We start from the raw sequence: 22,951 nt of genomic DNA, 5'->3' as shown, positions 1-22,951 counted from the left end.
CATGACCCACAAGGGAAGAGAGATCGCCATGCTCGAAAGTTGTCAGAATGCTCAGGAACGTTGGGGTGGAGTTCATCTGCTGATCGACCGCTGGCTCCAGGAGCGCAAGGAGCTGATCGATGCCTACGATAATCTCGGCGCGGAGCCTCAGACGCTGTCCGAGAGCCGCAAGCCCTTGCAGGAATTCTGCGGCGTGCTGGTTGATTACGTATCGGCGGGGCACTTCGAAATTTATGAACAGCTGACGGGCGAAGCCAAGGCGTTCAACGACAAGCGCGGTCTGGAACTCGCCGAGACGATCTACCCGCGCATCGATGTCATCACCGAAAAGCTACTCGCGTTCAACGACCTTTGCGATGAAGGCAAGTGCGTTGTCGAGAAATTCAAAGAGCTCGGCGGCCTGCTTCACGAGCGCTTCGAACTGGAAGATTGCCTGATTGAAGTGCTGCATACGGCGCACAAGGAAGAAGATTCAGTTCAGGCCTGATCGGTTTTGCTCAATAAAAAACGGTGCGCCTCAAGCGCACCGTTTTTTTATGCCTGATCAACTCGTGGCGCCGCGCAATTCGACTTCAAATACCAGCGGTGTGAAGGGCGCGATCAAGTCCCCGGCGCCATCGGCGCCGTAAGCCTGATCCGATGGAATCACCAGTCGCCATTTCGCCCCCACCGGCATGTTTTGCAGGGCGGTGCGCCAACCGGCAATCACACTGTCGAGGTTGAACCATTGCGGCTGACTGTTCTGATCGAACACGGTGCCGTCCGGCAAGCGACCGATATACAGCACCTGCACTTTTCCATCGGGTCCGGCCTTGGTGCCCGTGCCAGGTGCAAGCTCGGTAAGCAGGATGCCGTCAGCCAGTTCCTTTACTCCCGGTTTGGCTTTTTCCGCAGTGAGGAACCGTTGTTCGTTTTCCATCGCGGCATCGCTCGAAGGCTGCGCGTTGTGTTCGGCATTTTGCGATTCGTGATCGGCCAGAATCTGTTCGATCCGCGCTTCGCTCAGGGCCAGCGGCTTGCCTTGATAAGCCTGCTGCAAGCCATCAATCAGTGCCTGAATCTGCAGTTGCGGGACTTCTTGGCGCAACCGTTCACCGAGGCTTGCACCCAGGCTGTAGGCAAGATCATGAGCGTCGTTCGCGGTGGTTTTTTCGTCGGCGTGGGCGCTGGAAAAAACCATGCAGAGGGATAAAAAAAGGTAGCGCGACATGGGCACTCTCCGTCCTGAGATGCGGTGGATTATGCCAGCGCGAACGTCTGCAACGGTGAACTGCTTTTGACTGCGGGCAGAACATTTTCACCTCGGTGCAACCCAAGGCTATTGATACTGTCAAGATGACCTAGCGGCGGTAGCAGCAGAGGTCTAGTATGAGCCGCACTCACGTCAGCCAGGAGGTAAACCATGTCGGCCACCAAGAAGCCTGTAAATACTCCGTTGCACTTACTCCAACAACTATCGGGCAGCTTGCTCGAGCATTTGGAAAACGCTTGCTCGCAAGCCTTGGCTGATGCTGAAAAACTGCTCGCCAAACTCGAAAAGCAACGCGGCAAGGCGCAAGAAAAACTGCACAAATCCCGCACCAAATTGCAGGACGCAGCTGCCGCCGGCAAAGCCAAGGCGCAGACCAAAGCCAAAGGCGCAGTCAAAGAACTGGAAGAACTGCTTGATGCCTTGAAGGATCGCCAGTCCGATACCCGCAGCTACATTCTGCAACTCAAGCGCGATGCCCAAGAAAGCCTGAAACTGGCCCAGGGTGTGGGCCGTGTGCAAGAAGCCGTGGGCAAGGTGTTGACTTCCCGTGCGGCCAAGCCTGCATCGGCACCGGCGAAGAAAGCCGCGGCCAAACCCGCTGTTGCCAAAGCCCCGGCTAAAACGACTGCCGCAAAACCGGCTGCCAAAGCCCCGGTAAAAACTGCGGCAAAAACCGCTGCAAAACCTGCGGCGAAAAAACCAGCTTCGACGACCGCAGCGAAACCGGCGGCTAAAACCACCGCAGCGAAACCGGCCGCGCGCAGAACTGCTGCTGCCAAACCAGCCGCGACCAAAGCTGCTCCAGCGAAAACCGCTACGGCAAAACCGGCTGCCCGGACTGCCGTAAAACCTGCCGCTAGAACTGCCGCAGCAAAACCTGCAGCCAAGTCTGCCGCCAAACCTGTTGCTGCTAAACCAGCAGCAAAACCAGCGGCTAAAGTTGCCGCGAAACCGGCCGCCAAGCCAGCTGCTAAACCAGCAGTGAAAGCCGCCGCCAAACCGGCAGCCAAGCCAGCTACCGCCACTAAGCCGGCAACTGCCGCTGCTAAAACTGCTGCCAAGCCGGCCGCAAAACCTGCCGCAAAAAAACCAGTGGCCGCCAAGCCAGCCGCCAAACCGGCGATTGCTCCAGCTGCCAAGCCAGCTACGCCAGCTGCACCTGCCGCCGCCACTGCCTCGACCACTTCGACTGCGCCATCGCCAGCCGCTGCGTCGAGCACCAGCAGCAACCCGACCAGCGCTTCCTAAGTGCTGATTGCCGCGACGCGCAGCACTTGCAGCGCGTCGCGGTTCAGGTTGGCCGCCGAGCCAGCCAGGGCCTCCAGCCAGCCGATTGACCCAGCTTCGCTGCGCCCCCACACCTGAGCAATGCCCTCCAGTCGCGACAGCAACGTACGCTCGGCTTCCAGCTCCAGCGCTTTGACTTGTTCGCGCATGCCTTTCAACACCCCATCATCCAAAGCCCGCGCTTTCCATTGCATACGCAGGGTTCGCAGCGGCTGCACAACCTCGATATCCCAAGGCCCGGTCAGCGCCTGAAGCTGTCCGGCACGCTGTTCATCACAGCTCGCGCCGCGTTGCTCCAGCCACAAACCGCACAGCAACAGGCACACATTGACCCCCGCCGTTTGCAGTTGCAGACAAGCGTCTTCCACGCCCGGACGGGCGTAGGTGGCAAGGGAAAAGCTCCACAGGTCAGAGGACATCGTGCTACTCGCGCTAGTTGTGAGCGAAGCTGGTAGACTCCGCCGCCATTATGATCCGACTTCAGAACCTGACTTTACAGCGTGGCCCGCAACGTCTGCTAGAAGACGCCGAGCTGACCCTGCACGCCGGCCACAAAGCTGGCCTCATCGGTGCCAACGGCGCCGGCAAATCCAGCCTGTTTGCCTTGCTGCGCGGCGAATTGCACCCGGACTCGGGCGATTGCCTGCTGCCGGCCGACTGGCGGATCGCGCACATGCGCCAGGAGGTCGACACGCTCGAACGTCTGGCAGTCGACTATGTGCTCGATGGCGACCTGCGTCTACGCGAGGTGCAACGTGACCTCGCCGTGGCCGAAGAGGCGCACGACGGCGTTGCCCTGGCGCGTCTGCATGTCGAACTCGACAGCGCCGACGGCTACACCGCCGACGCCCGCGCCCGCAAGTTGCTGGCCGGTCTGGGCTTCACCAACGAACAGATGGATCGTCAGGTCGGAGATTTCTCCGGTGGCTGGCGGATGCGTCTGAATCTGGCGCAGGCATTGATGTGCCCGTCGGATCTGTTGCTGCTCGACGAACCGACCAACCACCTGGACCTCGACGCCATCATCTGGCTCGAGGACTGGCTGAAAAGTTACGCCGGCACCTTGCTGCTGATTTCCCACGACCGCGATTTCCTCGACGAAGTCGTCGATCATGTGGCCCATGTGGATCAGCGCAAGATCACCCTGTATCGCGGCGGCTACACCGCGTTCGAACGTGCCCGTGCCGAACGTCTGGCCCAGCAGCAACAGGCCTACGAGAAGCAGCAGGCGCAGCGTGCGCACATGGAAAGCTACATCGCCCGCTTCAAGGCGCAAGCGACCAAGGCCCGTCAGGCACAAAGCCGTATCAAGGCACTGGAACGCATGGAAGAGCTGTCGGCGGCCCACGTTGATTCGCCGTTCGACTTCGTGTTCCGCGAGTCGACCAAGATCTCCAGCACGCTGATCGATCTGTCCGATGCGAATCTGGGCTACGGCGACCGAGCCGTGCTGGAGAAGGTCAAGTTGCAACTGACCCCCGGCGCGCGGATCGGTCTGCTCGGCCCTAACGGCGCGGGTAAATCGACACTGATCAAGAACCTCGCCGGCGAGCTCGAACCGCTGTCCGGGCGCCTGACCCGTGGCGAGAACACCGTGGTCGGTTACTTCGCCCAGCATCAACTCGACTCGCTGGACGCCAAGGCCAGCCCGTTGCTGCACTTGCAGCGTCTGGCGCCCACTGAGCGTGAGCAGGCGTTGCGCGACTTCCTCGGCGGTTTCGACTTCCGTGGTGCGCGGCTCGATGAGCCTGTGCTGAATTTCTCCGGTGGCGAGAAGGCGCGTCTGGCCCTGGCGCTGATCGCCTGGGAGCGGCCGAACCTGTTGCTGCTCGATGAACCGACCAACCACCTCGACCTGGAAATGCGCCTGGCGCTGACCATGGCGCTGCAGGAATTCAGCGGCGCGGTGCTGGTGGTGTCTCACGATCGGCACTTGCTCAAGAGCACCACCGACAACTTCTACCTGGTGGCCGATGGCAAGGTTGAAGAGTTCGATGGCGATCTCGAAGACTATGCCCGTTGGCTGGTGGAATACCGTCAGCGCAATGCGCCGGTCAGTAACACCCCGGTGAACCCGGACAAGACTGACAAGAAAGCCCAGCGTCAGGCTGCGGCTGCATTGCGTCAGCAACTGGCGCCGCACAAGCGCGAGGCCGACAAGCTCGAAGCCGAATTGGGCAAGCTCCACGAGAAACTGGCCAAGGTTGACGCCAGCCTCGGTGACAGCGACATCTACGAGCCGGCACGCAAGAACGAATTGCGTGATCTGCTGGCCGAGCAAGCGAAATTGAAAGTGCGCGAAGGCGAGCTGGAAGAGGCGTGGATGGAAGCGCTGGAGACGCTGGAAAGCATGCAGGCGGAGCTGGAGGCGCTGTCCTGATGGACGCGTTCAAGCTGCCACTGCCGGCGATGTGGATCGAGCCGATCTGGCTCGGCGTGCAGATTCTGCTCATCCTGCTGGCCGGTTACCTGGCCCAGCGCTTCGTGGCCAAATGTCTGACCCGTCTGGGCGAACGCTATCCGTTTCCGCCGCAACTGCTGATGCCACTGCGTGGCGTGTTGCGCTGGCTGATCATGGGCAGTGCAGTGATCTTTGTTCTGCAACGCCTCGGCGTGTCGGCCACCGTGTTGTGGACGGCGCTGTCGGGTTTCGTTGCAGTGGCGGCGGTGGCGTTTTTCGCCATGTGGAGCGTGCTGTCGAACCTGCTCTGCGCGATTCTGATTTTCACCGTTGGCCCGTTTCGGTTGGGCGATGTGGTCGAACTGGTCGACACCACCGACAAGCCTGGGGTCAAAGGCCGGGTGGTGGCGATCAATCTGCTCTACACCACGCTAATCGAGGCTGAGGAGTTGGGCACCGGTAGCGCGATGGTGCAGGTGCCAAACAGCTTGTTCTTCCAGCGTTCGGTGCGACGTTGGCGGGGGACTGATGTGTTTCCTTCGAGCGGATTCGAGAAGTAGCGTTTAAAGCAGGATCCTTTGTTTTGGGTTTTCTGTAGTCCCCTTTTCCTACAAAAAATCGATAGTCAGCGGCGCCAAGTCGCATTAGCTTAGACGTCTGTCACGAGTCAAAGTCGAGGTGTGCGATGGAGCTTGAAACATGGCTGGCATTCTTTGCCGCCTGCTGGTTGATCAGTATTACGCCCGGCGCGGGTGCTATCGCATCAATGTCCAGTGGTCTGCAATACGGTTTCTGGCGGGGTTACTGGAACGCGCTGGGGTTGCAATTGGGGCTGGCCCTGCAAATTGCGATTGTCGGCGCCGGTGTCGGCGCGATCCTCGCGGCTTCCGCTACCGCCTTCTATGCAATCAAATGGTTCGGCGTCGCCTATCTCGTCTACCTGGGGATCAAGCAATGGCGCGCGCTGCCCAGCGACATGAGCGATGACGCGGCCATTCGCCCGATTGGCAAGCCGTTGGTTCTGGTCTTCCGTGGTTTCCTGGTCAACATGAGCAATCCCAAAGCACTGGTGTTCATGCTGGCGGTGCTTCCGCAGTTCATCAATCCCCATGCGCCGCTGCTCATCCAGTATCTGGTGATCGGCGCGACGATGGTGTTTGTCGACCTGATTGTCATGGCCGGCTACACCGGTCTGGCGTCCAAGGTCTTGCGGCTGTTGCGCACGCCCAAGCAGCAAAAGCGCATGAACCGCACGTTTGCCGGGTTGTTCATTGGCGCCGCAGCGTTCATGGCGACGTTGCGCAAAGCGGCGGTCTAAACCGCCAGACACAAAAAAGGCGACCCCAAGAGGTCGCCTTTTTTATTGCTCTGCCTGGCACTGACTTGCGGCGAGGGGTAAATCCTCTCGCCACAGGTCATCCCATGGATCAGCGCAAAATCACCGGCGCCGTATCGCGCGGCAGATTGTTGCGCTGCTGCGCCTCGCGCGGCTGCTCGTAACCACCGCCACCGAGCTGTTGGCTCAGCTGCCCGGCCACGTCTTCACCCAGCGCCTTCGACACCTCGCGCACCACCCGTGGGCGATTCAGCGAGATCTTGATGTCGCGGCCGTTCACCAGTTTGGTGTCCTGCGCTTCACCCATCGCCGTGAAGGCCGAAGTGATTTCGAAGGTCTTGGTGTTGATCAGGCTGAAATCCGCCACCAACGTCAGGCCCAGAACCGCCGAATAGCTGTCGGTGTGCGCCAGCTCGTTCATGTCCTCTGTGAAGTCGATATCGGACACAGTGCCGAACAGCACATAGTCGGCACCCTTGAAGTTGCCGGCCTTGATCCGCTTGATCACGTCGTAAATGTCACCCTTGGACGACGCGGTGTACGGCGTGCCCTGCACCAGCTGGAACATGCCGGTACGCAGGATTTCACCCTTGATGTCGCCGGTGAACTTGCGCAGCTCGGTTTGCTCGATGTAGCTGGTGGTGGCTTCGATCTCGTTATAGCTCGAAGAACCACTGGAACTGTAGTAACCCTCACGATAATTGCTCTGCGCCGAAACGATGTGGATGTATTGCTCCACACGCTCCTGATACGCCAGATCCGTCACCGCGACTTTCGGGGCTGCTTGCGCGCCAAACGCGCAAGCCAGGGCCATCATGCCAATCCATGTGCGCATCGATTAACGCTCCGTGGTTTTGCGGATCTCTTTTTCGTCCATCCACTCGGCCAGACCGCTTTCAACGTCGATCAATTGCAGGCTGAATTTGTAGAAGACGTCTTTGTAATCGCTGCTGCGCTTGACGATGGAGCTGATCGAGCCTTCGATGCGGTACTTGGCAGCCACCATGTTGCCGGTCTTGGCCACGGTGCTCTTCTTGTACAGACCGCTCTGGTTTTGCAGCTTGAGCTGGTCAACCTGGCTCTGCATCGCGTTGTTGTCGCTGGCGAAGCGGGCAACGCCGGTCTTCATCAGCTGGGTCTTGATGCTGGTGGTGATTTCGCGGGTATCGATGTACTCGCTGGTCTTGTTCTTCACGTCGTAGACCTGAACCACCGGACGACCCTGCAGAATGCCGGACTGGGCCAGCGAGCGGGTCATCGACTCGGCGATCATCTGCAGGTCGGTCGAACCGAATTCGTTGGTGACGGTTTCAACAGCCTTGGTGTCGCCGTAGCTGATGTTCTTGCTGCCCAGGGTCGGCGAGGTGTTGGCGCAACCGGAGGCCAGCAGGGCGATAACGGCGATGCAGGAAAAGCGTACAAACATGTCAGTGCTCTCTAAAACAGGAATAGGGTGGCGGGCTTAAGGCGTCTTGATTTCCAGACGGAAGTCCACGGCTTTAGGCGTTGGGGCGATCGCCTGAATGAAGCTGGTCTGGGCGCCGTACATCATTTGGCTTTTCCAGACTTCTTCTTCAGCAACCGGGAAACCTTCCGCGCCGAGCCAGGCGAAGCGGTAGTAGAAAATCTTGTTGCTGTTGAGGGTGTTGCTCAACTGCACGTTGACGGTCATGAAGCCGTTTTCGCGGGCGACGCGCATGGCGCCGACCACGATGTGTTTCTGCGGGCCCATGGCCACGACTTTGCTCGCGGCGCTGCCCGGCTCTGGAGGTGGCGGGGTGGCGCAGCCGCTGGCCAGCAAGGCGAGGGCGGCGACGGCGATGAGTTTGAAGCGCATGCAAAGACTCCGTTCTTAAGGTTGTTTGAGGCTGGCAACGTTGGTCGCACTGGCGCTCGGGATCACGTGGGCGGCGAGACCGCCAGCGAACACCTGATTGCCTACGGCGCGCAGACTGATCACCTGATAACGCTGATCGACGGTGACCTTGACCACCGACCCGCCCACGGCGCTCGGCAGAGTGACTTGGTGCTCACCTTTCTTCAAGCGCAGACGCACCACTTGGGTGTTGTCCGGCAGGGTGCGCCACGTACGGGTATCGGCACCTTCGAGCACGGCTGAAGAAATACCTACTGCCAGACCGGCCAGTGGGTTGGTTTCGTTGATCTGCTTCTGCGCGACACCTTTGGTGATTGCGCGCACGGTGGTACGCAGGATGATGCCGGGCATGTCATCACGCAGGGCGCGACGGGACATGGCGGTGGTGCTGTTGAGTGCAGTCAGGTTGACTTGCTGGCCATCGACACCGATCTGCGCGAACGGCGCGGTAGAGGTGTCTGCTTTGATGATCGGGAACGACAGCGGTGTGATCACCACGTTGTTGGAGATCGGCAATGGCAGTGGCACGCGGATCGAATCGCGTGCTGGCGCCAGACCGCTTTGCACCACGATCAGGATGTCGCTGTCATCGCTCTTGCTCGGCTTGTCGAGGTTGACCAGTGCCTGTTCCAGCAGCGGCGTGTTCGGGCGCAGTTCGACAGCCTTGCGGTAGCCCGGCGCAGCCAGGTCTTTTTCACCCAGCGCTTCGTAAACGAAACCGGCCAGATAATGGCTGAACGCACTCTGGTAGCTGTTTTTCAGACTGACCACTTCCGGTGCGTCGAGGCTGGCGACCGGGTAGCCTTGCAGATCCTTGTACTGAGTCTTGATCCCTTCTTTCTCGGCCTCTTCTTCGCTTTTGAGGTATTCCTTGTCGCGCAGGTCGGCGATCACCGCTTCACGTTCGTGGGTCTTCTTGATCGCAGTGCGAGCGCCGTCGAAGTCGTTGACCGCCAGCAGGTTCAGGGCCATCTGTGTGGTCAGCATGACTTTTTCATAGTCGTAGCCTTCGTAGCGGCGGACCTTGTCGTTGACCACGAAGCTGCCGAACTGGGCGAGGTATTTGCCGGTATCGAGCTTGACCGAATCTTCCCACTGGCCGACGACTTTATCAGCGCTGGTCCAGGCATTCTGGCTACCGGACAGATCGCCCTTGGCGCGCAGCAACTCACCTTTCTCGAAGTAATAGAGCAGGTCTTTGTCGGGGCTGGTGTTGTTCTTTTCCAGCAGGGTCAGCGCGGCGTCGACATTGCCGGAAGCCAGTTGCTGGTTGGTCTGTGCCAGTTCGGAATCGTAGTTGCGAAACGCCGAACAGCCGGACAGCAGAGTGACGGCGCTGAGGGCGATCAGAGTAGGGGCGCGGAATGCCATAGGGGTACTTCTTCCCTGAATTACTGCAGCCACGTGTGCGGGTCGGGCTGCTGGGACCGTTCGACAGTGGCACTGGCCTCCTGCCAATTCCTCATAACCAGAGGAGCTTTTATGCCGCTTCGCCATAGCGAGGGCGCGGCATTATAGGCGTCCGGTGGTGGCTATGTAATAGCTTTTTAATTGCGCGAATTAGTTACGTGCCATTACTTGGCTGGCGCATAGCCGTTACCGATAAGGTTGGCTATGTCGCTCAGGGCTCGCATATAGACCAACTGGTGATCGCGGTCGATGCGCCAAGTGACCGGTGCTGCCCCCGGGACATTCGGGGCGCTGAACAGATGATTGCCTTTTTTCAGACGGACTCGCGCGACCAGTGTCTTGTCCGGCAGAGTGCGCCAGGTTCGGGTGTCGGCCTCTTCGAAAGGATCGTGCTGAGTGACCACCAGCGAGGCTTTGGCCGGATTGCGTTCGTTTTCCCGAGCCTGGGATATCGCGGCCATGTTCGCGCGAAACATCGCCCGGGAAATGATCGCCGGCATGTCGTCGCGTAACGTACGAAAAGCCATGTCGGTGACACTGTTGACGACGGTCAGCGGTCGTTTACGGCCATCCACTACGATGTGGTCGAACGCGGGTGTGACGGTGTCGGGCACCATGATCGGGAGGGCGATCGGCGCGACAATCACCAGGTTTTCATTGAGCCGTACCGGGATCGGCACACTCACCGAACTGCGGGCCGGTGCCAGACCGCTCTGGACGACGATCAGGACATCACTTTCATCCGCTTTGACTGGAGACTTGTCGAGATCGCGCAACGCCTGCCGAAGAAAGGCCAGGTCTGGGCGCAATTCGATCGCCTGCCGATAGCCCGGCGCGGCCAGGCCCCGTTCGCCCAGCGCCTCATACGCGAACCCGGCCAGATAGTGGCTGAAAGCGCTCTGGTAACCGTTTTTCAATTCGATCACCGCCGGGGCATCCAGGGTAGTCACGGGATAGCCTTGCAGATCCTTGTATTGCACCTTGATGCCTTGAGCACCGGCCTGCGCTTCGAGTTCTTCGTACTGGCGCTCCCGCTGACGGGCAATCAGCGCTTCACGTTCGTGGGTTTTCTTGATGTCGGCCCGGGCGCCGTCGAAATCACTCTCGGCCAATTGGTTGAGGGCCATCTGCGTGGTCAGCATGACCTTTTCGTAGTCGTAGCCTTCGTAGCGACTCAGCTTGTCGTTGACCAGCATGGTGCCCATCTCATAGGCGAACCGGTTGAGCAGTTTGCTGGCACCGGAGGGCACGGCCTCTTCGCGCTGAAAGACCCTTTGGTCGGCGCTGCGCCAAGCGGTCTGGCTCTGCGGCAGCACGTTGGCGAAGCTCAGGATCGCGCCTTTTTCGAAGTAATAGAGCAGATCCTTGTCTTCCCACGGGTTGTTCCAATTCAGCAGATCCAGCGCGCCCTGAAAGTTGCCCCGCATCAACTGGTCATTGGTCTGCTGCATTTCCTGGTCGTAATTGCGGTAAGCGGCGCATCCACTGAGGTGCAGGACGGCGATTAGTAGCGCTGAAGACAGCAGATATCGACGCATGGGCAGCGGTTCTTCCTTGAGCTCAAAGGGCGTAGCGAGTCGGCATTATAGGGATGGGTGTTGCTGTTGAGCAGAGGTCAGGGGCGCGCAAATCTGCGAGAAAGCTTGAGTGAATCGGTTTCGAAGTGAACAATATGTAACTTCGTATTTCCATTTGAGAATCATTCATGACTGCCTCGTCCCGCTTCCTGGCCTGGCTGGTGTTCCCGTTGTTCGCCCTGAGCAGCTCCAACCTGATGGCCGACACCGTGGAAGGCGCGCCGCAAGCGCTGCACCTGCTTGATTACATCAGCGCTGACTACCCGCCAACGGTAGCAGCGGGCAAAGTCATGGATGACTCCGAATACCGCGAACAGCTGGAATTCACCCAAGCGCTGCAAGGCTTGATCGCCAACCTGCCGGCCAAACCCGAGAAAGCTGCGCTGGAGCAAGGCGTCGATGCATTGCATGCAGCCATCAGTGCCAAGCAGGACGGCGCCGAAGTGGCCCGTCAGGCACGGCAACTGGGGGCGAAACTGGCGGTGGCGTATGAAGTGAGCCAGGCGCCGATCATCACCCCGGACCCAACCCGTGGTGCGCCGCTCTATGCGCAGAATTGCTCGGTGTGCCACGGCGACACAGGCGCCGGTGACGGCCCGGCAGGTGTCGGGCTGACGCCGGCGCCCGCCAATCTGCGTGATGCTGTGCGCATGGATCACCTGAGCCTGTACGCGATCTACAGCACTCTGGGCCAAGGCGTCGAAGGCACCGACATGCCGGCGTTTGCCGATCAGCTCGATGATCGCCAGCGTTGGGATCTGGCCACTTACATCGCCGGGTTCAGTGCCGATGCAGCGGCGGCCAAATCCGAAAAGAGTTACAACATCGCTGATCTGGCGCGCCAGACACCGACCGAAGTGCAGGCCGCCGAAGGCGCGCAAGCCGCCGCGACCTTCCGCGCTCAGCGTGCGCAGCCGCCGCAGGTCAAGCGAGGTCCGGCGCAGTTGCTCGACTACACCGCTGCGACGCTGGACAAGAGCCTCGCGGCCTACCGCGCGGGTGAGCACGATCAGGCCTACGACCTGTCGGTGGCGGCGTACCTGGAAGGGTTCGAGCTGGTCGAGAGTTCGCTGGATAACGTCGACGCCAACGTACGCAAGGACACCGAAAAATCCCTGATGGCCTATCGGCAGTCGTTGCAGGATGGCTTGCCGGTCGCGCAGGCCGAGCAGCGTCTGGACGCCGCCAAGGCGAAGCTGAAAGAGTCCGCCGGGTTGCTCGGCAGCGACGGTTTGAGCTGGTCGCTGAGCTACATCTCCGGCCTGCTGATTCTGCTGCGCGAAGGTCTGGAAGCGATTCTGGTGCTGGCAGCGATCCTCGCGTTCCTGCGTAACACCGGTCAGCAGTCGGCCGTGCGCAGCGTCAACGTCGGTTGGGGTTTGGCGTTGCTGGCCGGTCTCGGTACCTGGGCGCTGGCGGCGTATGTGATCGACGTCAGCGGCTCGCAGCGCGAATTGCTCGAAGGCGCCACGGCGCTGTTCGCCAGCGTGATGGTGCTGTGGCTCGGGGTGTGGATGCATGACCGCCGGCACGCGGCAGCCTGGCAGGATTACATCAAGAGCAGTCTGGTCGGCGGTGGCGGGCGTTTCGGCTTTGCAATCCTGGCGTTCTTCTCGGTGTATCGCGAGCTGTTCGAAGTGATCCTGTTCTACGAAACCCTCTGGCTGCAGGCTGGCCCCGCCGGGCATGACGCGGTGTTGGCGGGCGGTGCGACTGCGCTGGTGCTGCTGGTCGGACTTGCATGGGTGATTTTGCGCGGTTCGGCGAAACTGCCGCTGACGCTGTTCTTCAGCATCAACGCCGCGCTGCTGTGTGCGCTGTCGGTGGTGTTTGCCGGGCATGGTGTCAAGGCGCTGCAGGAGGCCGGGATCTTCGGTACACGGCCAGTGCCGTTTTTCGATTTCGATTGGCTGGGGATTCACGCCGATGCGTATTCGCTGGCGGCGCAGGCGGCGGCGATTCTGGCGATTGTTGTGTTGTATGGGCGTAGTTGGGTGGCGGAGAAGAAGCGGGTTTCTGCTGCTTGATTGTGTGATCCTGAAAAGATCGCAGCCTGCGGCAGCTCCAGAGGATTGAGGTGATCACACTATTTGTGACCAACCGAAAACCCTGTAAGAGCTGCCGCAGGCTGCGATCTTTTGCTTTTAAGAGGTAAACAAAATGCGTGTATGGATCGATGCCGACGCCTGTCCGCGGGCGGCGAAGGATCTGGTTGTGAAGTTTGCCCTCAAGCGACAGTACGAAGTGGTGCTGGTGGCCGGACAGCCGCAGACCAAGCCGGGGCTGGCTATCGTCAAGTTGATCGTGGTGCCGAGCGGTCCGGATGCGGCGGACGATTATCTGGTCGAGCACGCGGTGCCCGGTGAGCTGGTGATATGCAGCGATATCCCGCTGGCCGATCGGTTGGTGAAGAAGGGCGTGGCAGCGCTGGATCCGCGCGGCAAGGAGTTCGACGAGAAGAACATGGGGGACCGGCTGGCGGTGCGCAACCTGTTCACCGATCTGCGCGAACAGGGCCAGATGAGCGGCGGCCCTGCGCCATTCGGCGATCGCGAGAAGCAGGCGTTTGCCAATGCGCTGGACCGCATCCTGACTCGCCTTACTCGCAAATCCTGACTCTGCACAAATCCAATGTGGGAGCGAGCCTGCTCGCGAAGGCGTTGTATCAGACAACATTGAGTTGATTGACACACCACTTTCGCGAGCAGGCTCGCTCCCACATTTGGTTTTTTGTGCTGCTGGGGTATCAGGCGTCGTTCTCGTGGGTCAGTTCGAGCACACGGTCGACCAGTTTGTTGATTCCCGAAGCCGCTTCGCTGATGTTCTGCGCCAGCATGTACGCCGGAGTCGTCACCAGTTTGCGCGCCTTGTCTTCGATGATGTCGGTCACGGCGCAGTCTTCGTGGGTGGCGCCCATCTTGTTCATCGCCGTGGCGGTGTCGGCATCGTTGCCGATGGTGCAGGTTACGCCCGGGCCGTAGATTTTCGCCGCGAGTGCCGGCGAGATGCAGATCAGCCCCACCGGTTTGCCCGCTTCGGCAAATGCCTCGGCCAAGGCCAGCACGTCTGGCTGCACAGTGCAGCCGGCGCCTTCGATGGCGAAATTCGAGAGGTTCTTCGCCGCGCCAAAACCGCCGGGCACGATCAGCGCATCGAAGTCTTCGACGTCGGCTTCGCGGATGTCCTTGATGTTGCCGCGAGCAATGCGCGCCGATTCCACCAGCACGTTGCGCGACTCGGGCATTTCTTCGCCAGTCAGGTGATTGATCACATGCAATTGCGAGATGTTCGGGGCGAAACACTGCACCTGCGCGCCGCGTTGATCGAGGCGCAGCAGGGTAATCACGCTTTCATGGATCTCGGCGCCGTCGTAAACGCCACTGCCGGACAGGATCACTGCAACTTTTTTGCTCATGGTTTTCTCTCCAGATTCATAGCGCTAAATGTCCACTAATTTATCGCGGGTTGCCATAGGGTTTATGGGTGGCGATCCCTGGGGTCGGCCTCAAGACTCACGCCGTCCAGGCATCGGACACAGCATGCACAGAGCGCTTTCTACATGGATCGCAACGACGGCGGGGTGTTCATTATTTGGGTCGACTGTTCGGCTCGCGCCAGGAAGAGGGCGACGATGAGCTGATGATTTTCGGGGGGAACCACACTGCTGTGCGCAGTGTGGGATGGCGGGCGCCACCCGCCAGCGAGTTACTCGGCTGGCGTCTTGGGGTCGGCGGGATTGTCCAGTTCGACTTGCTGCAACTGCGCGGCTTTTGCGGCTTGCTCGTCGGCGTAGATCTTCCTCGCCAGACGGGCATTCTTGAAGCGGCGACGCAGCCACAGGCCAACGCCCAATACCAGCAGGGCGCCGAGGACCCACAGTTCGTATTTTTTGATGCTGCCGAGCATGCCTTCCAGCACCGCGCCGAAATGGTAAGCCGCAGCCGCCAGCGCGGTGGCCCAGATGGCTGCGCCGATGCCGTTCAGCAGCAGATAACGTCCCGGCGGATAGCCCGACAGGCCGATCGCCACGGGCATCACCGTGCGCAAGCCATACACGAAGCGGAAGCTCAGGACCCAGATGTCAGGATGCTTGCGAATGTGCTCCAGCGCCCGGTCGCCCATCAATTGCCAGCGCGGTTTGCGCGCGAGCAATTTGCGCCCGTGCTTGCGCCCCAGGAAGTACCACAGCTGATCACCGGCATAACTGCCGCAGAACGCCACGACGACCACAATATTGATGTCCATGTAGCCACGGAACGCGAGGAAGCCCGCGAGCACCAGAATGGTTTCGCCTTCGAAGAACGTCCCGAGAAACAGGGCAAAGTAGCCAAAGTCATGCAGAAATTGTTGGAGCATTGTCTGGGTGCTGGCGAAATGAACGCGCAGCCTAACCCTTCGGACACATTCATGAAAGTGTCCAAATGTGTCTCGACGTGAACTATTCCTGCACTGACAATGGAATGCGGCTACATGTCACGGTGCACGCACAACTGTCATCCGTTCGTCATAATGGCCGTCTATAACTGTCACGCTCGCCCGTTTGCGCGGGCTCAGGAGTCCGCCGTGAGCTTTACCCCCGCCAATCGTCTGTTCCCTGCAACCCGCCTGCGTCGCAACCGTCGTGATGATTTTTCGCGTCGGCTGGTGCGGGAAAATGTGCTGACGGTTGATGACCTGATCCTGCCGGTCTTCGTGCTCGACGGTGAAAACCGCCGCGAAGCCGTGGCGTCGATGCCGGGCGTAGAGCGGCTGACGATTGATCTGCTGCTTGAAGAAGCTGCCAAATGGGTCGAGTTGGGGATTCCGGCGCTGGCCTTGTTCCCGGTGACGCCAGCGGAACTGAAATCTCTCGACGCTGCCGAAGCCTGGAATCCGCAGGGCATTGCCCAGCGCGCAACCCGCGCTCTGCGCGATCGATTCCCCGAGCTGGGCGTGATCACCGATGTCGCTCTCGATCCGTTCACCACCCACGGTCAGGACGGCATCCTCGACGAAGACGGCTATGTGCAGAACGACATCACTGTCGATGCGCTGGTCAGGCAAGCACTGTCCCATGCCGAAGCTGGCGCGCAGGTTGTCGCGCCATCGGACATGATGGACGGGCGCATCCAGGCGATTCGTGAAGCGCTGGAAATTGCCGGTCACGTCAACGTGCGCATCATGGCCTACTCGGCCAAATACGCCAGCGCCTATTACGGCCCGTTCCGCGATGCCGTGGGTTCGGCCGCGAACCTGGGCAAGGCGAACAAGGCCTCCTATCAGATGGACCCGGCCAACAGTGACGAAGCGCTGCACGAAGTCGGTGCGGACTTGTCTGAAGGCGCGGACATGGTCATGGTCAAACCGGGCATGCCGTACCTGGACATTCTTTTCCGGGTAAAAGATGCCTTCAAGGTGCCGACCTTCGTCTATCAGGTCAGTGGCGAATACGCCATGCACATGGCGGCGATCCAGAATGGCTGGTTGAGCGAAGCGGTGATTCTCGAATCACTGACCGCCTTTAAACGTGCCGGCGCTGATGGCATCCTGACTTACTTTGCCGTCCGCGCCGCTCAATTGTTACGAGAGCAGAAATAGCCCTCCCAGGAACATTCCATGAATACCGAAGGACTCACTGAAGTTGCCGTAAAAGAAGCTCAGCCGGTGGTCGAACAAATCACCGAAACCCCGCCGGAACTGGAGCCAGCGCCACCGGCGCCGGTCACCGAAACCGCTGCGGCGGTGCCGGCGATCGCCATTCCCGGCCTGGATGACAGCAGCCTGTACATCCACCGCGAGCTCTCGCAATTGCAGTTCAATATCCGCGTGCTCGAGCAGGCGCTGGACGAGTCCTATCCGTTGCTCGAGCGGCTGAAGTTCCTGCTGATCTTCTCCAGCAACCTCGACGAATTCTTCGAAATTCGCGTCGCCGGCCTCAAGAAGCAAATAACCTTCGCCCGCGAACAGGCCGGTGCCGATGGCTTGCAGCCGCATCAAGCCTTGGCCCGCATCAGTGAATTGGTGCACGGCCATGTAGATCGCCAATACGCGATCCTCAACGACATTCTTTTGCCGGAGCTTGAAAAGCATCAGGTCCGTTTCATCCGTCGCCGCAACTGGACGACCAAGATCAAGACCTGGGTGCGCCGTTATTTCCGCGACGAGATCGCGCCGATCATCACCCCGATCGGCCTCGACCCGACGCACCCGTTCCCGTTGCTGGTGAACAAGAGCCTGAACTTCATCGTCGAGCTGGAAGGCATCGATGCCTTCGGCCGCGATTCCGGTCTGGCGATCATCCCGGCGCCGCGTTTGCTGCCACGCATCATCAAAGTGCCGGAAGAAGTCGGCGGCGCTGGCGACAACTATGTGTTCCTCTCGTCGATGATCCACGCTCACGCCGATGACCTGTTCCAAGGCATGAAGGTCAAGGGCTGCTACCAGTTCCGTCTGACTCGAAACGCTGACCTGGCACTCGATTCCGAAGACGTCGAAGACTTGGCCCGTGCGCTGCGTGGTGAGCTGTTCTCGCGTCGTTACGGCGACGCTGTACGTCTGGAAGTGGCCGACACCTGCCCGAAACATCTGTCGGATTACCTGCTCAAGCAGTTCAACCTGAGCGAGACCGAGTTGTATCAGGTCAATGGCCCGGTCAACCTGACGCGTCTGTTCAGCATCACCGGTCTGGACAGCCATCCGGAGCTGCAATACACGCCGTTCACCCCGCAGATTCCGAAACTGCTGCAGAACAGCGAGAACATTTTCAGTGTGGTCAGCAAGCAGGACATCCTGTTGCTGCACCCATTCGAGTCGTTCACCCCGGTGGTCGACCTGCTGCGCCAGGCCGCGAAAGACCCGCACGTTCTGGCTGTGCGCCAGACCCTGTATCGCTCGGGTGCCAACTCGGAAATCGTTGATGCGCTGGTCGATGCCGCGCGTAACGGCAAGGAAGTCACTGCGGTCATCGAGCTGCGTGCGCGGTTCGACGAAGAGTCCAACCTGCAACTGGCCAGCCGTCTGCAAGCGGCCGGTGCGGTGGTGATCTACGGCGTGGTCGGCTTCAAGACCCACGCCAAAATGATGTTGATCCTGCGCCGTGAGCAGGGCGAAATTGTGCGTTACGCGCATTTGGGTACCGGTAACTACCACGCCGGCAACGCCAAGCTCTACACCGACTACAGTCTGCTGACCTCCGACGACGCCTTGTGCGAAGACGTCGGCAAACTGTTCAGCCAGTTGATCGGCATGGGCAAGACGCTGCGCATGAAGAAGCTGCTGCACGCGCCGTTCACCTTGAAGAAGGGCATGCTCGACATGATTGCCCGCGAAACCCAGTTCGCTGTCGAAGGCAAACCGGCGCACATTATTGCCAAGTTCAACTCGCTGACCGATCCGAAGATCATCCGCGCGCTGTACAAGGCCAGCCAGTCCGGTGTGCGCATCGATCTGGTGGTGCGTGGCATGTGCTGCCTGCGGCCGGGTATCGCCGGGGTTTCGCACAACATTCACGTGCGCTCGATCATCGGTCGCTTCCTTGAGCACACCCGAGTGTTCTACTTCCTCAATGGCGGCGAGGAGCAGATGTTCCTCTCCAGCGCCGACTGGATGGAACGCAACCTCGACAAGCGCGTCGAGACTTGCTTCCCGGTGGAAGGCAAGAAGCTGCTGACCCGGGTGAAGAAAGAGCTGGAGCTGTACCTGACCGACAACACCCACAGCTGGAGCCTGCAGTCGGATGGCCGTTACATCCGCAACACGCCAACCGGTAACCAGAACCCGAGAAGTGCACAGGCGACGTTGCTGGAGCGTTTGGGCAGCCCGATTCTGCCAGTGAGCAGCTGAGAGCTGAAAGTCAAAAGCCCCTCACCCTAACCCCGAGGGAGAGGGGACTGACCGAGGTGCCTATGGATTTGCACCGACCCGAGATATCGAGTCGAGCTCAGGATTGGAAAATCACACAAATTGGCCCCCTCTCCCTCGGGAGAGGGCTGGGGTGAGGGGATGGTTCACCTCTGCCCTCAAGTCGAACCCAATAAAAAAGGCGATCCAGAAGGATCGCCTTTTTTGTGCCCAACCAATACTCAGTGAACCGTGAGAACAATCCCCACCCGCGTCAACCAATCAGCCTCAAGCCCGAAATCCGCCTGGGTCAGCTGATTCTCATCCAGCCAGTTCTGCGGAAATTCCACATCAAGGTTATTGCCATTGGCATGCAGCACCACCTGCGGCATCGCCTGCGTACCACGGATGTGGTGGAACAGGATCGCAAAGCGCAGCAGCACGCAGAGGCGGATCAGCTTGTCGCCGTCGGCACCAAAATCGGCGAACTTGTCCTTGGGGATGTTGCGGCGATGGCCGCGCACCAAAAGGGCGAGCATTTGCTGGTCTTCACGGGAGAACCCGGCCAGATCAGAGTGTTCGATCAAATAGGCGCCGTGCTTGTGATAGTGGTAGTGGGCGATGTCGAGGCCGACTTCGTGCACTTTCGCAGCCCAGCCCAGCAGTTCGCGCCAAATGCCGTCATCCAGCTGCCAGTCCTCGGCAACCTGATCGAAGGCGTGCAGGGCTTTGCGTTCGACCCGCTCCGCTTGTTCGACATCGACGTGGTAGCGCTCCATCAGTGACGTCAGGGTGCGTTCGCGCACGTCTTCGTGATGATGACGGCCAAGCAGGTCGTAGAGTACGCCTTCACGCAGCGCGCCGTCGCAGTGATCCATGCGTTGCAGTTCGAGGGCGTCGAAGATCGCTTCGAGAATCGCCAGGCCTGCCGGGAAAATCGCCCGACGGTCGGGCTTGATGCCATCGAAATCGATTTTGTCGACATCGCCCAGCTTGAACAGTCGGCGTTTGAGCCAGGCCAGGCCTTCGGCATTCACTTCGCCGGTGCCGTGCCCGCCGGCCTTCAGCGCCAGGCCAATGGCACGAATGGTGCCGGAGGAGCCGATGGCTTCATCCCAGGTCAGGCGGTGCAGGGCGTGTTCGATGCTCATGATCTCCAGCCGCGCCGCGGTGTACGCCTGGGCGTAACGGGCCGGGGTGATCTTGCCGTCCTTGAAGTAGCGCTGGGTGAAGCTGACGCAGCCCATTTGCAGGCTTTCACGCAGCAACGGTTCGAAGCGCTGACCGATGATGAATTCGGTACTGCCGCCGCCGATGTCGGCGACCAGACGCTTGCCCGGGGTGTCGGCGAGGGTGTGCGACACACCCAGATAAATCAGGCGCGCTTCTTCGCGGCCGGAGATGACTTCCACCGGATGACCGAGGATTTCTTCGGCGCGATGAATGAATTCGAGACGGTTGCGCGCTTCACGCAGGGCGTTGGTGCCGACGATCCGCACGGCGCCCAGCGGCATACCGTTGATCAGTTGGGCAAAGCGCTTGAGGCAATCGAGGCCACGTTGCATCGACTCTTCGTTGAGTTGGCGCTGGTCGTCGATGCCGGCGGCCAGTTGGACTTTCTCGCCGAGGCGCTCAAGGATACGGATTTCGCCGTTCTGGGCCTTGGCCACGACCATGTGAAAGCTGTTGGAGCCCAAGTCGATTGCAGCGATCAGGGACAGATTCTTGGCTTTGGATTGCGGCATGGTCAGGGGGTCTCGGTCGATAACCCCGACATCGTGCCACGATCAACGGCTGACGCCAACGCGCACGGTTCAAACCCTTGATCTGACACAGGAATGCGGGTGACCGCTACGCGGTCATTCGCCAGCAGGCTAGCTCCCACATTGGAACGCGCTCACTTGTGGGAGCTAGCCTGCTAGCGCAGAGGACATTACAGACGCCAAGGCTCTTTCAGGCCACCGCTTCAACCGTACCAATGAAATTCGCCAGTTCCGCCGTTTGCGGATTGGCAAACAACACTTTCGGATCCCCTACTTCATGCACCTTGCCATGGTGCATGAACACCAGTTTGTCGCCGACCTCACGGGCAAAGCGCATCTCATGGGTGACCATGATCAGCGTCATGCCTTCTTTGGCCAGTTGCCGAACCACGGCGAGCACTTCATTGACCAGCTCCGGGTCCAGCGCCGAAGTGATCTCGTCACACAGCAGCACTTTCGGCGACATCGCCAACGCCCGGGCAATCGCCACGCGTTGCTGCTGCCCGCCGGACAGCCGATCCGGGAACGCGTCAAACTTTTCGCCCAGGCCGACACGCTCCAGCATCGCGCGCGCCAGTTCGGCAGCCTTGGCCTTTGGCACTTTTTGCACCACTTGCGGGGCGAGCATGACGTTTTCGCCAACAGTCAGGTGCGGGAACAGATTGAACTGCTGGAACACCATGCCGACTTTCTGCCGCAAGCTGCGCAGGTCGGCGCGGGCGGCGTCGAGGTATTCGCCGTCGACTTCAATCACGCCGTCATTGATCGACTCCAAGCCGTTAAGCGTGCGCAGCAGGGTCGATTTGCCCGAGCCGCTGCGGCCGATGATCGCCACCACCTGGCCTTCCTCGACGCTGAGGTCGATGCCTTTGAGGACGTGGTGATCGCCGTAGTATTTATGCAGGGCGGAAATTCTAAGCAGAGGCATGCAGTCTCCTTTCCAGGTAGCGCGCACTGAGGGACAAGGGGTAGCAGAGCAGGAAATAGCCGAGGGCAACGAGGCCGTAGACCATGAAGGGTTCGAACGTGGCGTTGGCGAGCATGCCGCCGGTCTTGGTCAGTTCGGTAAAGCCGATGATCGAGGTCACGGCTGTGCCTTTGACCACTTGCACCGAGAAACCCACGGTCGGCGCCACGGCAATGCGCAGCGCTTGCGGCAGGATCACGTAGCGCAATTGCTCCAGCGGATTGAGCGCCAGGCTCGATGAGGCTTCCCATTGGCCATTGGGGATCGCCTCGACGCAGCCGCGCCAGATCTCCGCCAGATAGGCGCTGGTGAACAAGGTCAGGGCCACCGCCGCCGCCATCCACGGCGAAATCTCGATCCCGGCCAGCGCCACGCCGAAGAACACCAGAAACAGCTGCATCAACAGCGGCGTGCCCTGGAACAGCTCGATCCAGGTGCGGGCGATATTGCTCGACAAGGTGTTTTTCGAGATGCGCATGATCAGGATCAGCAGCCCGACGATGCCGCCGCCAATAAACGCCACCAGCGACAATGCCAGTGTCCATTGCAGACCGGTGAGCAGGTTGCGCAGGATGTCCCAGAACGTGAAGTCGCTCATTGGCTGCTCCTGGAAATGTAGCGACGGCCGAACCAATTGAGCAATTGGCGGATCAGCAGCGCCATGCACAGATAGATCAGCGTGGTCAGCGCGTAGGTTTCAAATGCGCGGAAGTTGCGCGACTGAATGAAGTTGGCGGCAAAGCTCAGCTCCTCGGTGGCGATTTGCGAACACACCGCCGAGCCGAGCATGACGATGATGATCTGACTGCTCAGGGCCGGCCAGACCTTACCCAGCGCCGGCAGCAGCACCACGTGGCGGAACGCTTCGAAGCGCGTCATCGCCAGTGCCGCTGCGGCTTCCAGTTGCCCGCGCGGGATCGCCTGAATGCCGGCGCGGATGATCTCGGTCGAATACGCCCCGAGGTTGATGACCATCGCCAGCACGGCTGCTTGCCACTCTGAAATCTGCACACCGAGGGACGGCAGGCCGAAGAAGATGAAAAACAACTGCACCAGAAACGGTGTGTTGCGGATCAACTCGACATAGACGCCAAAAATCGCCGAGAACGGACGGATGTTCCACGCCCGTACCAGCGCCCCGACAATGCCCACGCTCACCCCAAGCAGTGCGCCGATGGCCGTCAGCTCAAGGGTGAACAGCGCGCCGCGTAGCAGCAGGTCGGTGTTTTCCACCACCGGCATGAAATCGAACTGATAAGCCATG

At 60.1% G+C, this 22,951-nt stretch carries 22 protein-coding genes and 1 pseudogene; 10 read left to right on the top strand and 13 right to left on the bottom strand.

Going from position 1 to position 22,951, the window contains the following annotated elements; translation table 11 throughout:
* The first annotated feature begins 28 nt into the window (after positions 1 to 28).
* Positions 29 to 487 (top strand): Rsd/AlgQ family anti-sigma factor, encoded by a 459-nt coding sequence (locus JJD74_RS07410; RefSeq protein WP_042561701.1) that lies wholly within the window; start codon positions 29 to 31, stop codon positions 485 to 487.
* Between the two features lie 57 nt (positions 488 to 544).
* Here JJD74_RS07410 and JJD74_RS07405 read toward each other — a convergent pair whose 3' ends face one another.
* On the bottom strand, positions 545 to 1,210 hold the full coding sequence (locus JJD74_RS07405; RefSeq protein WP_042561700.1) for an FKBP-type peptidyl-prolyl cis-trans isomerase: 666 nt from the start codon (positions 1,208 to 1,210) through the stop codon (positions 545 to 547).
* A 192-nt stretch (positions 1,211 to 1,402) separates the two neighbouring features.
* Between JJD74_RS07405 and JJD74_RS07400 the strand changes: the two genes are divergently transcribed.
* The gene (locus JJD74_RS07400; protein WP_200612581.1) at positions 1,403 to 2,500 is read left to right on the top strand and encodes an AlgP family protein; all 1,098 of its coding nucleotides are present in this window, start codon (positions 1,403 to 1,405) and stop codon (positions 2,498 to 2,500) included.
* Here the strand turns inward: JJD74_RS07400 and JJD74_RS07395 are convergent.
* Entirely contained in the window at positions 2,497 to 2,958 is a 462-nt protein-coding gene (locus JJD74_RS07395; RefSeq protein WP_200612579.1) for a TIGR02444 family protein, read from the bottom strand. The genes JJD74_RS07400 and JJD74_RS07395 overlap by 4 nt on opposite strands.
* A gap of 50 nt (positions 2,959 to 3,008) precedes the next feature.
* Here JJD74_RS07395 and JJD74_RS07390 point away from each other — a divergent pair, with 50 nt between their 5' ends.
* The 3 genes from JJD74_RS07390 (at position 3,009) to JJD74_RS07380 (ending at position 6,258) form a co-directional block, all read left to right on the top strand.
* Positions 3,009 to 4,919: an ATP-binding cassette domain-containing protein gene (locus JJD74_RS07390; protein ID WP_042561696.1), complete on the top strand. Its 1,911-nt coding sequence runs from the start codon at positions 3,009 to 3,011 to the stop codon at positions 4,917 to 4,919.
* Complete coding sequence (locus JJD74_RS07385) at positions 4,919 to 5,500, top strand: mechanosensitive ion channel family protein (RefSeq protein WP_200612577.1); 582 nt, start codon at positions 4,919 to 4,921, stop codon at positions 5,498 to 5,500. Before JJD74_RS07390 ends, JJD74_RS07385 begins: the two co-directional genes overlap by 1 nt.
* A 125-nt stretch (positions 5,501 to 5,625) precedes the next feature.
* Positions 5,626 to 6,258, top strand: coding sequence for a LysE family transporter (locus tag JJD74_RS07380; protein WP_042561694.1), 633 nt, complete (start codon positions 5,626 to 5,628; stop codon positions 6,256 to 6,258).
* A gap of 109 nt (positions 6,259 to 6,367) precedes the next feature.
* On the opposite strand, the gene JJD74_RS07375 is transcribed toward JJD74_RS07380, so the two are convergent.
* The 5 genes from JJD74_RS07375 to JJD74_RS07355 form a co-directional block, all read right to left on the bottom strand.
* Positions 6,368 to 7,111 carry a penicillin-binding protein activator LpoB gene (locus JJD74_RS07375; RefSeq protein WP_200612576.1) on the bottom strand — a complete coding sequence of 248 codons (744 nt, stop codon included), beginning with the start codon at positions 7,109 to 7,111 and terminating at the stop codon, positions 6,368 to 6,370.
* 3 nt (positions 7,112 to 7,114) lie between these two features.
* Complete coding sequence (gene lpoB / locus JJD74_RS07370; protein WP_007911129.1) at positions 7,115 to 7,702, bottom strand: penicillin-binding protein activator LpoB; 588 nt, start codon at positions 7,700 to 7,702, stop codon at positions 7,115 to 7,117.
* A 36-nt stretch (positions 7,703 to 7,738) separates the two neighbouring features.
* A complete protein-coding gene (locus tag JJD74_RS07365; protein WP_042561692.1) occupies positions 7,739 to 8,113 on the bottom strand; it encodes a YcfL family protein in 375 nt (124 codons plus the stop codon).
* 15 nt (positions 8,114 to 8,128) lie between these two features.
* Positions 8,129 to 9,523 (bottom strand): COG3014 family protein, encoded by a 1,395-nt coding sequence (locus JJD74_RS07360; protein ID WP_042561691.1) that lies wholly within the window; start codon positions 9,521 to 9,523, stop codon positions 8,129 to 8,131.
* A 203-nt stretch (positions 9,524 to 9,726) separates the two neighbouring features.
* Entirely contained in the window at positions 9,727 to 11,100 is a 1,374-nt protein-coding gene (locus JJD74_RS07355) for a COG3014 family protein (RefSeq protein WP_200612574.1), read from the bottom strand.
* A gap of 167 nt (positions 11,101 to 11,267) precedes the next feature.
* Between JJD74_RS07355 and JJD74_RS07350 the strand changes: the two genes are divergently transcribed.
* Together JJD74_RS07350 and JJD74_RS07345 are read left to right on the top strand one after the other, a co-directional pair.
* Entirely contained in the window at positions 11,268 to 13,166 is a 1,899-nt protein-coding gene (locus tag JJD74_RS07350; protein ID WP_200612571.1) for an FTR1 family protein, read from the top strand.
* 133 nt (positions 13,167 to 13,299) lie between these two features.
* Positions 13,300 to 13,755, top strand: a complete 456-nt coding sequence (locus JJD74_RS07345; protein ID WP_200612569.1) for a YaiI/YqxD family protein — start codon at positions 13,300 to 13,302, stop codon at positions 13,753 to 13,755.
* 130 nt (positions 13,756 to 13,885) lie between these two features.
* Here the strand turns inward: JJD74_RS07345 and elbB are convergent, their stop codons facing one another.
* The gene (gene elbB, locus JJD74_RS07340; RefSeq protein WP_042561688.1) at positions 13,886 to 14,554 is read right to left on the bottom strand and encodes an isoprenoid biosynthesis glyoxalase ElbB; all 669 of its coding nucleotides are present in this window, start codon (positions 14,552 to 14,554) and stop codon (positions 13,886 to 13,888) included.
* 96 nt (positions 14,555 to 14,650) lie between these two features.
* Here elbB and JJD74_RS31385 point away from each other — a divergent pair.
* Positions 14,651 to 14,790, top strand: a pseudogene (locus JJD74_RS31385) (sterol desaturase family protein); the annotation flags it as partial.
* 54 nt (positions 14,791 to 14,844) lie between these two features.
* Here JJD74_RS31385 and JJD74_RS07335 read toward each other — a convergent pair.
* Positions 14,845 to 15,495, bottom strand: coding sequence for a DedA family protein (locus tag JJD74_RS07335; protein ID WP_042561687.1), 651 nt, complete (start codon positions 15,493 to 15,495; stop codon positions 14,845 to 14,847).
* A 207-nt stretch (positions 15,496 to 15,702) separates the two neighbouring features.
* On the opposite strand from JJD74_RS07335, the gene hemB reads away from it, so the two are divergent.
* Entirely contained in the window at positions 15,703 to 16,716 is a 1,014-nt protein-coding gene (gene hemB / locus JJD74_RS07330) for a porphobilinogen synthase (RefSeq protein ID WP_042561686.1), read from the top strand.
* Positions 16,717 to 16,734: 18 nt separating this feature from the next.
* Positions 16,735 to 18,960 (top strand): polyphosphate kinase 1, encoded by a 2,226-nt coding sequence (gene ppk1 / locus JJD74_RS07325; protein WP_115146609.1) that lies wholly within the window; start codon positions 16,735 to 16,737, stop codon positions 18,958 to 18,960.
* A 239-nt stretch (positions 18,961 to 19,199) separates the two neighbouring features.
* On the opposite strand, the gene ppx is transcribed toward ppk1, so the two are convergent.
* The 4 genes from ppx to JJD74_RS07305 form a co-directional block, all read right to left on the bottom strand.
* Positions 19,200 to 20,702, bottom strand: a complete 1,503-nt coding sequence (gene ppx / locus JJD74_RS07320) for an exopolyphosphatase (protein ID WP_042561684.1) — start codon at positions 20,700 to 20,702, stop codon at positions 19,200 to 19,202.
* Positions 20,703 to 20,910: 208 nt separating this feature from the next.
* Entirely contained in the window at positions 20,911 to 21,648 is a 738-nt protein-coding gene (locus JJD74_RS07315; protein ID WP_042561683.1) for an amino acid ABC transporter ATP-binding protein, read from the bottom strand.
* Positions 21,635 to 22,285: an amino acid ABC transporter permease gene (locus JJD74_RS07310; RefSeq protein ID WP_042561682.1), complete on the bottom strand. Its 651-nt coding sequence runs from the start codon at positions 22,283 to 22,285 to the stop codon at positions 21,635 to 21,637. The genes JJD74_RS07315 and JJD74_RS07310 overlap by 14 nt, the downstream gene beginning before the upstream one ends.
* Positions 22,282 to 22,950, bottom strand: a complete 669-nt coding sequence (locus tag JJD74_RS07305; RefSeq protein ID WP_042561681.1) for an amino acid ABC transporter permease — start codon at positions 22,948 to 22,950, stop codon at positions 22,282 to 22,284. The genes JJD74_RS07310 and JJD74_RS07305 overlap by 4 nt, the downstream gene beginning before the upstream one ends.
* Between the last annotated feature and the right edge of the window lies 1 nt (position 22,951).

It is taken from the genome of Pseudomonas sp. MF6776, from assembly GCF_016613125.1.
Taxonomy (GTDB): domain Bacteria; phylum Pseudomonadota; class Gammaproteobacteria; order Pseudomonadales; family Pseudomonadaceae; genus Aquipseudomonas; species Aquipseudomonas iridis.
The sequence above is the reverse complement of the archived record's forward strand: the minus strand, read 5'-3'. Positions and strand labels throughout refer to the sequence as shown.

Bases quoted from the DNA above. Each gene is read 5' to 3' on its own strand.
- JJD74_RS07410 (WP_042561701.1), top strand. From the start codon at position 29: ATGCTCGAAAGTTGTCAGAATGCTCAGGAACGTTGGGGTGGAGTTCAT.
- ppx (WP_042561684.1), bottom strand. From the start codon at position 20,702: ATGCCGCAATCCAAAGCCAAGAATCTGTCCCTGATCGCTGCAATCGAC.
- ppk1 (WP_115146609.1), top strand. From the start codon at position 16,735: ATGAATACCGAAGGACTCACTGAAGTTGCCGTAAAAGAAGCTCAGCCG.
- JJD74_RS07310 (WP_042561682.1), bottom strand. From the start codon at position 22,285: ATGAGCGACTTCACGTTCTGGGACATCCTGCGCAACCTGCTCACCGGT.
- JJD74_RS07395 (WP_200612579.1), bottom strand. From the start codon at position 2,958: ATGTCCTCTGACCTGTGGAGCTTTTCCCTTGCCACCTACGCCCGTCCG.
- JJD74_RS07400 (WP_200612581.1), top strand. From the start codon at position 1,403: ATGTCGGCCACCAAGAAGCCTGTAAATACTCCGTTGCACTTACTCCAA.
- JJD74_RS07345 (WP_200612569.1), top strand. From the start codon at position 13,300: ATGCGTGTATGGATCGATGCCGACGCCTGTCCGCGGGCGGCGAAGGAT.
- elbB (WP_042561688.1), bottom strand. From the start codon at position 14,554: ATGAGCAAAAAAGTTGCAGTGATCCTGTCCGGCAGTGGCGTTTACGAC.
- JJD74_RS07360 (WP_042561691.1), bottom strand. From the start codon at position 9,523: ATGGCATTCCGCGCCCCTACTCTGATCGCCCTCAGCGCCGTCACTCTG.
- JJD74_RS07375 (WP_200612576.1), bottom strand. From the start codon at position 7,111: ATGCGCACATGGATTGGCATGATGGCCCTGGCTTGCGCGTTTGGCGCG.
- JJD74_RS07385 (WP_200612577.1), top strand. From the start codon at position 4,919: ATGGACGCGTTCAAGCTGCCACTGCCGGCGATGTGGATCGAGCCGATC.
- JJD74_RS07405 (WP_042561700.1), bottom strand. From the start codon at position 1,210: ATGTCGCGCTACCTTTTTTTATCCCTCTGCATGGTTTTTTCCAGCGCC.
- lpoB (WP_007911129.1), bottom strand. From the start codon at position 7,702: ATGTTTGTACGCTTTTCCTGCATCGCCGTTATCGCCCTGCTGGCCTCC.
- JJD74_RS07390 (WP_042561696.1), top strand. From the start codon at position 3,009: ATGATCCGACTTCAGAACCTGACTTTACAGCGTGGCCCGCAACGTCTG.
- JJD74_RS07365 (WP_042561692.1), bottom strand. From the start codon at position 8,113: ATGCGCTTCAAACTCATCGCCGTCGCCGCCCTCGCCTTGCTGGCCAGC.
- JJD74_RS07335 (WP_042561687.1), bottom strand. From the start codon at position 15,495: ATGCTCCAACAATTTCTGCATGACTTTGGCTACTTTGCCCTGTTTCTC.
- JJD74_RS07350 (WP_200612571.1), top strand. From the start codon at position 11,268: ATGACTGCCTCGTCCCGCTTCCTGGCCTGGCTGGTGTTCCCGTTGTTC.
- JJD74_RS07305 (WP_042561681.1), bottom strand. From the start codon at position 22,950: ATGGCTTATCAGTTCGATTTCATGCCGGTGGTGGAAAACACCGACCTG.
- JJD74_RS07380 (WP_042561694.1), top strand. From the start codon at position 5,626: ATGGAGCTTGAAACATGGCTGGCATTCTTTGCCGCCTGCTGGTTGATC.
- JJD74_RS07315 (WP_042561683.1), bottom strand. From the start codon at position 21,648: ATGCCTCTGCTTAGAATTTCCGCCCTGCATAAATACTACGGCGATCAC.
- JJD74_RS07355 (WP_200612574.1), bottom strand. From the start codon at position 11,100: ATGCGTCGATATCTGCTGTCTTCAGCGCTACTAATCGCCGTCCTGCAC.